This is a genomic window from Bradyrhizobium sp. UFLA05-89, assembly GCF_059803475.1.
Map to the genome: position 1 here is coordinate 43,403 of NZ_JBANBA010000066.1, position 7,463 is coordinate 50,865.

Consider the following 7,463-nt stretch of genomic DNA (forward strand, 5'->3'; position numbering starts at 1 on the left):
CTCGCGCAAGGTAAGCAAGGGGAGAAGGAAAGGCGTCCGAAGTCATCACTGTCCGAAGTCATCACTCACGCACGCCAAGGCGGCCACGGAAGTGGCCGCCTTTTCCTTGTCCACCACCGACCGAAGTTGTCCGTCAGCCGCCGCTGCCGCCGATCACGGCGCGCACGGTCTCGTCGGGGCCGAAATCTTCGGCGCCGTCGACATACAGCAGTGCCGCGAGCTTCGAGCGCGCGCGATTGACGCGGCTCTTGATCGTGCCGACCGCGCAGCCGCAGATCGAGGCCGCGTCCTCATAGGAGAAGCCGGACGCACCGACGAGGATCAGCGCCTCGCGCTGGTCCTGGGGCAGCTTGTCGAGGGCTGCACGAAACTCCTCGAACTCAAGATGCGCATTCTGCGACGGCTGGGTCTTCAGCGTCTTGGCATAGTTGCCTTCAGCATCCTCCACCTCCCGCCGCCGCTTGCGATAGTCGGAGCGGAACAGGTTGCGCAGGATGGTGAACAGCCAGGCCGGCAGGTTCGAGCCAGGCTGGAACGAGTCGATGTTGGCGAGTGCGCGCAACAACGTCTCCTGGACCAGATCGTCGGCTCTGTCGGCATTGCCGCTCAGTGAGATGGCGAACGCGCGCAGGCTCGGGACTGCTGCCAGGATGTCGTCGCGCAGGGATTCCGTGAGAGGCATTAGTCCCTCCCATTGTTGTCGTTGGATCCCCCATTGGTTTGATCTTGGGGTGTTCCTCCCGGCGCATCAAGCTTCTTGATCAGCTCGGCGAACCGCTCGGGAACCCCCTGCCGCACGACGTCGTCGTACATGGCGCGCAATTGATGGCCGATCCGGGATTGGATTTCCGGTGTCAGCCCTCCCTTGCCGGGGGTCGTGTTTCTACTGGCTTGAGATTTGAGATCTTTCATGACCTGTTCCACGTTTCCCCGAGTTAAGTCACTGTCAAATCGAGAAATTTTCTCAACCGGGAGCCGTTCCCTAGTAAGGCCTAATGCGAAGTTGCACAAAAAGTTCCAGCCGTTCCGGAACTTTTCTGTGGTTGAAGCGTAGTCACGCCAGCAGGGGAACCCGGGCCGCCCCTGGCCGATGTCTGGCCCGAAGACGAATGGAGTGGGGATGTCCCGATCACAGCTTGTTGCTGAACACTTGCCGTTGTTGCGCCGGTACGCGCGTGCCCTGACGGGCAGCCAGCCGTCCGGCGACGCCTATGTCGCAGCCATGTTGGAAGCCATGCTCGGGGATCCGTCGGTGCTCGATGAGAGCCACGGACCGCGTGCCGGCCTGTTCCGGCTGTTCACCCAGATCTGGAATTCGGTCTCGCTCAACGACGATGCTGAGGTGACGACGTTGCCGATGCCGCCGGAGCGACGGCTGTCGAACATTACGCCCTTGCCGCGCCAGGCCTTCCTGCTGCTGTCGCTCGAGGGATTTTCGGAGGAAGAGGTTGCCTTCATCCTCGGCACCGACGTCGGCGAAACGCGCAAGCTCGCGGATGCTGCAGGCCGCGAGATGGCGGCGGAGATCGCGACCGATGTGCTGATCATCGAGGACGAGACCTTCATCGCGATGGACCTCGAGAGCCTCGTGAAGAATCTCGGGCACAACGTTGTCGGCGTGGCCCGCACGCATGCGGATGCAGTGGCGCTCGCCAAGAACAAGCGGCCCGGCCTGATCCTCGCAGACATCCAGCTTGCCGACGGCTCCTCGGGCCTTGACGCAGTCAACGAGCTCCTGCGCAGCTTCGAGGTGCCGGTGGTGTTCATCACCGCTTATCCGGAGCGCTTCCTTACCGGCGAGCGGCCGGAGCCGGCGTTCCTGATCTCAAAGCCGTTCCAGCCCGCGATGGTCTCGGCGGTGGCGAGCCAGGCACTGTTCTTCCAGCGCAACTCCCGCAACCGCACGCCCAAGGCGCCCGCGGCGTAAGCAAGGCGCCCGCGGCGTAACGAAGGCGCCCGCGGCATAACGAAGCTGCGGCGCAAGACATAGAACGTCGTGACGAACTAATCCGGCGCGCCGACGAGGGTGTGCCGGATTTTTGTTGTTCGTCCGGCGCGCTTGACGGCCGCGGAATTCGTCCTCCATAGGTGATGGAAACGGTCGCGAGGCGGCCGGATCTGTCCGGAGAATTTGCCCATGCTCGATCAGTCACAGCTCGATCGCCTCGCTATCCGCGATCTCCTCGAGAACTGGGTGGTCTGGCGCGACGCTGGTGACTGGGAGCGCTTTGCCACAGTCTGGCATGCGGAGGGCTGGATGTCGGCGACCTGGTTTCAGGGCCCGGCGGCGGACTTCATCCGGGTGAGCCGCGAAGGTTTTGCCAAGGGTGTGCGCATCCTGCACTTCCTCGGCGGCACCAGCATCGATCTCGCCGGCGAGCGCGCCATCGCGCAGACCAAGATGACGATCTCGCAGCGGGCGCCGGTCCACGACGTCGTCTGCGACGTGGTCTGCACCGGACGCTTCTACGATTTCCTGGAGAAGCGGCAGGGCCAATGGGGCATCGTCCGCCGCCAGCCGATCTATGAGAAGGACCGGCTCGATCCGATCGATCCCGCCGCGGTCCTCCGGCTCGAGGCTGAGCGCTTGGCGGCGCTTCCCGAAGGTTACCGCCACCTCGGCTACATGCAGGAGTTGATCGGCTACAAGGTCAAGCGCGACATGCCCGGCCTGACCGGCGCCGAGGTCGAGAAGCTTTATGCGGAAGGGCGCGAGTGGCTGGGCGGCGCGGCGCGGTCAGGCGCAGCGTGATCGCGGATTCCGTGTATGTGGCAACTTGCCGCGCATCCTTGGTTGTGTCGCGCGCGATTCGAATGATCTGCTTTAGCCAGTCTTAACGTTTCGACGTGTACCCATGTCGTGGCGCAACTACCGGAAGTGTCGCGATCGTCGCAGCCGTCAAGAATACCGGCACTGCGAAGGCGGGCGTTTCCACTAGCGCCAATCCGAAGACTCAGCGGGGCGGCCTTCTTGGCTTCCCAGCGCTAGCCGGATGATCGCACACGAGGTTGCGAAGTCCGGCTCGGCCGCCCTGCTCCACGGCCATGTCGTTCGGAAATAATCAGCAGGGCCAGTTGCACTAACTGATCGTCCATATGGTGGAGGACGCTGTCGACGCGATGCCCGGTACGGGTTGCGCAGTTCGTGGTCTCGACCGTGCGCAAGGCAACGAAGTTCTGTTCAAAGTGTCCGATAACTTCCTCGGCATCGACAAGGATGACATCAGCGACATCCTCGAGCCGTCTTCACCATCAGGCGGGTCGGCGAGAGCACGGAGCTTGGCCTCTGGATCAGCTACGGCAGGCCATGCTGGCGTGGTAATTGTACGTGCGCAGCAATCGACGGGAGCGAGATACGATGCGGTCGATCTCAGCCCTGATCCTTTTGATCGCTTTGTGTGCATCGGCTAGCGCCGCTGCGGCCTCTCACTCACACCGCCGACATGGGGTTGTGCGCGGCAAGCAAGGCGTGGTCGTAGATACTGTTCCTGGCTTTGCCTACGCAACGCCTGGGCGGCCGATCCCCTACCACCCAGCACCATTCGATCGTCAGCCTGATCCGTATGACAATCGCTATCCGGACTGGGGAATGTAATCCGATGGGAGACAGTGGCCCCGCAGAAAAAAGTAAGGCGCGACTGGCATCACCCCGTCTGCGGGGCAATTCCGCAGGCGTCCACTGCGGCTCGCTGATAGCTTCTAACCGCTTGTTAGTTCTGCTATAATTCCCGCATTACATTCCGCCATCGTTCACGGAAGTTCGCCGGAATTCGCCGCGATCCGTGTTCAATGGTGGGGCGGATGGTGGGGCGGGAATGGCCAAGAGGCAGCTGCACAAGCTCTCCGCGCGTGAAGCGGAGACAATCGCTAAGCCCGGACGCTACAGCGATGGCGGTGGGCTCTACCTCGCAATCGAGGCCGGCGCACACGGGCGGCGCCAATGGATTTTCCTGTACCGTGTGCGCGGCACCAGCAAGCGCCGAGAGATCGGTCTTGGCCCAGCCAAGGGGAAGGGCAAGGACGGCTTGTCGCCCGCCGATGCTCGCCTCAAGGCAGCAGACGCCCGCAAGATGCTGCTCCAGGGTAAGGACCCGGCGACGGAGCGACGGGCCGAAGCGGTGGCAGGCACCACGTTCGGAGAATTCGCCGATGCCTTCTTGGCATCGATCAAGGCAGGCTTCAAAGGCAAGAATACGCTCGCGGACTGGAAGCGGGACCTTGAGGTGCGATGCAAACCCATCCGGGCGAAGAAGCTTGCTGACATCACCACCAACGACGTGTTGGCGATCCTGTCGCCGATATGGATGAGGATCAACCGCACGGCGCGTGAGACGCGAAGCCGGATTGAGCGCGTGCTCGACGTTGCGGATGCCAAGGGGCTCCGATCCAGCAAGAACCCCGCCATGTGGAAGACCTTGAAGCCGCTCTTGCCGAAGCCGAAGCGGTCAAAGCGCCACCACAAGGCCGCGCCCTACAAGGACGTGCCCGGCATCGTGCGGGCACTACACGGCAAGCACGAAGCGGCCGACACGGCCGTGAACCTTGCCGCTGAATACATCATCCTAACAGCCGTGCGGACCAGTGAAGCCCGTTTCATGCGCGTGCGCGAGGTGGACTTCGCGGAACGGCTTTGGACCATCCCGGCGGACCGGATGAAGACGGAGGACGATCCTGAAGGCAAGGATTTCGAAGTGCCGCTCTGCGACCGCGCTATCGCGATCTTGAAAGCGGTCATTCCGAAGGACGCCGCGCCCGATGCCTACGTGTTTGCCGGGCAGTGGTCGAAGGACTACACCAAGCCGCTCGGCATGAATGCCGTGCTCCACGCACTTAAAGCAGTTTATCCGGCGATGACGACGCACGGTTGCCGGTCCAGTTTCCGCGATTGGGCGGGTGACGAGACACGTTTCGAACGAGACATTGCCGAGATGGCGTTGGCTCACAAGGTGGGCGATGAAACAGAGCAAGCTTATCGACGCGGGAATGCATTGAAGAAGCGGCGGCAATTGATGGAAGCGTGGGGGCGATATGTCACAAGCGCTTCCACGTGATTGCACTTCCACGCCTCACATCGGAGGTTGCATAAACGCGGGAGCGGAACGATGTCACCTGAAATACAGAAAAAAGCAGGCGGGGCGATTCCCGAAGGTTATTTCTGGAAATCCAAATGGCCGCCCGAAGGGTTCGAGGAATGCCACAACCGTGTTCTGCGAGGCGATGCTCAACGGCGAAGCCGAAGAGATCATGCGGAAGGCCATTCAAATGGGCAAAAAGGGCCATCCAATAGCGATGCGATGGTGCCTCGACCGCATCATGCCTCCGGCCAAGGATCGGCCCGTGACTTTCCAATTGCGGCCGATCAACTCTGCCCGCGATGCGGCCGATGCGATGTCCGAGGTGATGAGTGCGGTGCCACGGGCCGTCTAACACCCGTCGATGCGGCCGAAATTTCGAAGGTGGTTGCCTGCGCCGTCAAGGCATTCGAGGCCGCTAAGCTTGCGGGAACTTCTTCGCATTGCGGCAGGTGGGAGCGCGTCGCAAACCATGGGACCACGGCTGCTGACCGTCGGCCCGGTGGGTGATTAGCAATCCCAACCATGAGACTTAGCTGATTTACTTCCGCGACATCCGGGTCGGGGTCATCGCGCGCCGCGCCGTGCGTCCCTAGGCCAGCGCGAGCTTTACTTTTTCCGGGACCGCACCCTCTTAGCAGGTTTTGTCACGACCATGTTAGTCACCGCAGGGCTTTCGACCGGCGTTGCAAGAATTTCGTGTTGAGCACTCGTCCAATGGACTTCCGCCTTGCCGTCGGGCTGACTCATATATGTCCGCCGTTCAAGCGTGCGCCTCACCGGCGCCGGCGGGTCCGGTAACGGCTTGGTGAACACCTCTACTGTGGTCCATTGGCTGCCGACAAACGTTCAGAAGGGCGCAGCCACCAGCTGCGGGACCGGTTTCGCCTGCGTCGGAGTTTCCAATTGAAACGAATCAGAGCGAGACCTGCGAACCAGAGGGCGGGACGAAGCGCGATCGCAGAAGGGGGAAGGTCCGCTCGTTCAGGTGAAATTTTGCAAATTGAACAGGTTTGTGGCTATTGACATGGTATCAAGGCGCTCCTTCAGCTTTCGCGCTTCCACTGCATTCGAGGCATAGAGCCCCACCGCGATAGCTGAGGAAAACAGAGTTGCGATCAATCCGGCTTCCGAATGCGCAGGGACAAGATAAGCAACGGCCGCTCCTGCCACTTGCACGATGATGGTTAAACCGAACAGCCCGTGTCGCAACCGATTCACTTTTTTCGCCCTAGCCGGATCGCTCTCGTTCAAAATCATCGCCGATCGGTGCAAGTAGGATAGCAGGGTTCGGGTCGCGCACAACGCAGGCGTGCGGATGTCCACAAGCAGGGCGGGCTTCGGTTCGAGCTTTGTCTCGATAACGTCCAATATCGAGACCTTTGCGCTAGCTCAAGTCGGGCGTATGGACTCGGTCGAACATCGGACCGTTGGTGCCCCGCCGAACTCATTCGAACCGCTCGTCTCGGGTTCGATCGCGCTCAGTCTCCCACTGTCGCTCAGCGGCAACGTCTCGTGCAAATCGATCCCTTGCTTCGTTGACGAACGAGATCAGTTTGTCCGAGATCTCGGGGTCGAGCTCGTCGAGCAAGCGAGCGTTCGCCTCGATCAGCGCGGCTCGGGAGCCGCTCCAACTCATCGGTCGGAACCGTTCGACGAACACCGCCAGCACAGACTTGGGATCTGGTGCGTTAGCGAGTAGGGCGTTCGCCTGGTCTGACCATATCTGTGGTGCGCTTTTCTCGGCGCGGCGCGCAAACCTGACGATCGAAGCGGCCTGCAGGTAGCGCTTGTTGCGGTTCCGATCACACCAGGCGATGAGGGCTGCGCATGAGATCGCGTCTGCTGGGTTGGACCGATGTTCGTGCAAGCGTTCGAAAACGCCAAAAACTAGCCGCTGCTCTCGTTCGTCCCCGTCAAATAGAACGTCGAGAACGGACGCTGGCTGCACATCAAGTAGTCCGCTCAGCATACGATCATAGTCGAAGGCGTAGATCTCGCGATCCGCCACGGCCTGCCTGAATCGCCTGGCAACCCCGGCCGCGATCGGGCCTCCGCCGGTCCCTGTCAGACAGGCTCGCGCGATGTCCGCCAGGTGATTGTCAAATCCCTCGTTGCTCTTTTTGAATTCGACACGGGATAAGAGCTCGACTGACCTCCAAGACCTCAGGTTCGTGTAATCGCTGTCCCGAGCGGTCCGAGTGCAAGCGCATGTAAAGGACGTCCAGCGCTACATCGATGCCGGCTGGTTGGTCAGCAATAAGGAGGAGCAGCTCTTTCAAATCACGTCCAGTTAAGCCGTCGGTCGCGCGTCCTAGTCTTACTGAGTCAGAAATCCACGGACCAAGCTGGGTGAGAATCGCATATTGAAGGAGATTCAACGCGAGATCG

General features: G+C 61.2%; 10 protein-coding genes. 5 read left to right on the top strand and 5 right to left on the bottom strand.

Features of this window, described 5'->3' with window-relative positions:
• Positions 1-133 precede the first annotated feature (133 nt).
• Together SO139_RS28580 and SO139_RS28585 are read right to left on the bottom strand one after the other, a co-directional pair.
• On the bottom strand, positions 134-682 hold the full coding sequence (locus SO139_RS28580; RefSeq protein ID WP_027521710.1) for a sigma-70 family RNA polymerase sigma factor: 549 nt from the start codon (positions 680-682) through the stop codon (positions 134-136).
• The gene (locus SO139_RS28585; RefSeq protein ID WP_254102994.1) at positions 682-912 is read right to left on the bottom strand and encodes a NepR family anti-sigma factor; all 231 of its coding nucleotides are present in this window, start codon (positions 910-912) and stop codon (positions 682-684) included. The genes SO139_RS28580 and SO139_RS28585 overlap by 1 nt, the downstream gene beginning before the upstream one ends.
• A gap of 208 nt (positions 913-1,120) precedes the next feature.
• Here SO139_RS28585 and SO139_RS28590 point away from each other — a divergent pair, with 208 nt between their 5' ends.
• The 5 genes from SO139_RS28590 (at position 1,121) to SO139_RS28610 (ending at position 5,427) form a co-directional block, all read left to right on the top strand.
• Complete coding sequence (locus tag SO139_RS28590; protein ID WP_449382683.1) at positions 1,121-1,927, top strand: response regulator; 807 nt, start codon at positions 1,121-1,123, stop codon at positions 1,925-1,927.
• Between the two features lie 210 nt (positions 1,928-2,137).
• The gene (locus SO139_RS28595; RefSeq protein WP_449382682.1) at positions 2,138-2,752 is read left to right on the top strand and encodes a nuclear transport factor 2 family protein; all 615 of its coding nucleotides are present in this window, start codon (positions 2,138-2,140) and stop codon (positions 2,750-2,752) included.
• Positions 2,753-3,096: 344 nt separating this feature from the next.
• Positions 3,097-3,411: a hypothetical protein gene (locus SO139_RS28600; protein WP_449382681.1), complete on the top strand. Its 315-nt coding sequence runs from the start codon at positions 3,097-3,099 to the stop codon at positions 3,409-3,411.
• Between the two features lie 404 nt (positions 3,412-3,815).
• The gene (locus SO139_RS28605; RefSeq protein WP_498541033.1) at positions 3,816-5,051 is read left to right on the top strand and encodes a tyrosine-type recombinase/integrase; all 1,236 of its coding nucleotides are present in this window, start codon (positions 3,816-3,818) and stop codon (positions 5,049-5,051) included.
• Positions 5,029-5,427: a DUF5681 domain-containing protein gene (locus tag SO139_RS28610; protein WP_498541034.1), complete on the top strand. Its 399-nt coding sequence runs from the start codon at positions 5,029-5,031 to the stop codon at positions 5,425-5,427. Before SO139_RS28605 ends, SO139_RS28610 begins: the two co-directional genes overlap by 23 nt.
• 629 nt (positions 5,428-6,056) lie before the next feature.
• Here SO139_RS28610 and SO139_RS28615 read toward each other — a convergent pair.
• From SO139_RS28615 to SO139_RS28625, 3 genes are all read right to left on the bottom strand, one after another.
• Positions 6,057-6,443, bottom strand: a complete 387-nt coding sequence (locus tag SO139_RS28615; protein WP_498541035.1) for a hypothetical protein — start codon at positions 6,441-6,443, stop codon at positions 6,057-6,059.
• 76 nt (positions 6,444-6,519) lie between these two features.
• Positions 6,520-7,083, bottom strand: coding sequence for a hypothetical protein (locus SO139_RS28620; RefSeq protein WP_498541036.1), 564 nt, complete (start codon positions 7,081-7,083; stop codon positions 6,520-6,522).
• A 91-nt stretch (positions 7,084-7,174) separates the two neighbouring features.
• Positions 7,175-7,463, bottom strand: a 289-nt coding sequence (locus SO139_RS28625; protein ID WP_498541037.1) for a hypothetical protein, incomplete at its 5' end; no start/stop codon positions are given.

Excerpts from the sequence above, each read along its gene's own strand:
- SO139_RS28580 (WP_027521710.1), bottom strand. The coding sequence starts at position 682 with ATGCCTCTCACGGAATCCCTGCGCGACGACATCCTGGCAGCAGTCCCG.
- SO139_RS28585 (WP_254102994.1), bottom strand. The coding sequence starts at position 912 with ATGAAAGATCTCAAATCTCAAGCCAGTAGAAACACGACCCCCGGCAAG.
- SO139_RS28590 (WP_449382683.1), top strand. The coding sequence starts at position 1,121 with ATGTCCCGATCACAGCTTGTTGCTGAACACTTGCCGTTGTTGCGCCGG.
- SO139_RS28595 (WP_449382682.1), top strand. The coding sequence starts at position 2,138 with ATGCTCGATCAGTCACAGCTCGATCGCCTCGCTATCCGCGATCTCCTC.
- SO139_RS28600 (WP_449382681.1), top strand. The coding sequence starts at position 3,097 with ATGGTGGAGGACGCTGTCGACGCGATGCCCGGTACGGGTTGCGCAGTT.
- SO139_RS28605 (WP_498541033.1), top strand. The coding sequence starts at position 3,816 with ATGGCCAAGAGGCAGCTGCACAAGCTCTCCGCGCGTGAAGCGGAGACA.
- SO139_RS28610 (WP_498541034.1), top strand. The coding sequence starts at position 5,029 with ATGTCACAAGCGCTTCCACGTGATTGCACTTCCACGCCTCACATCGGA.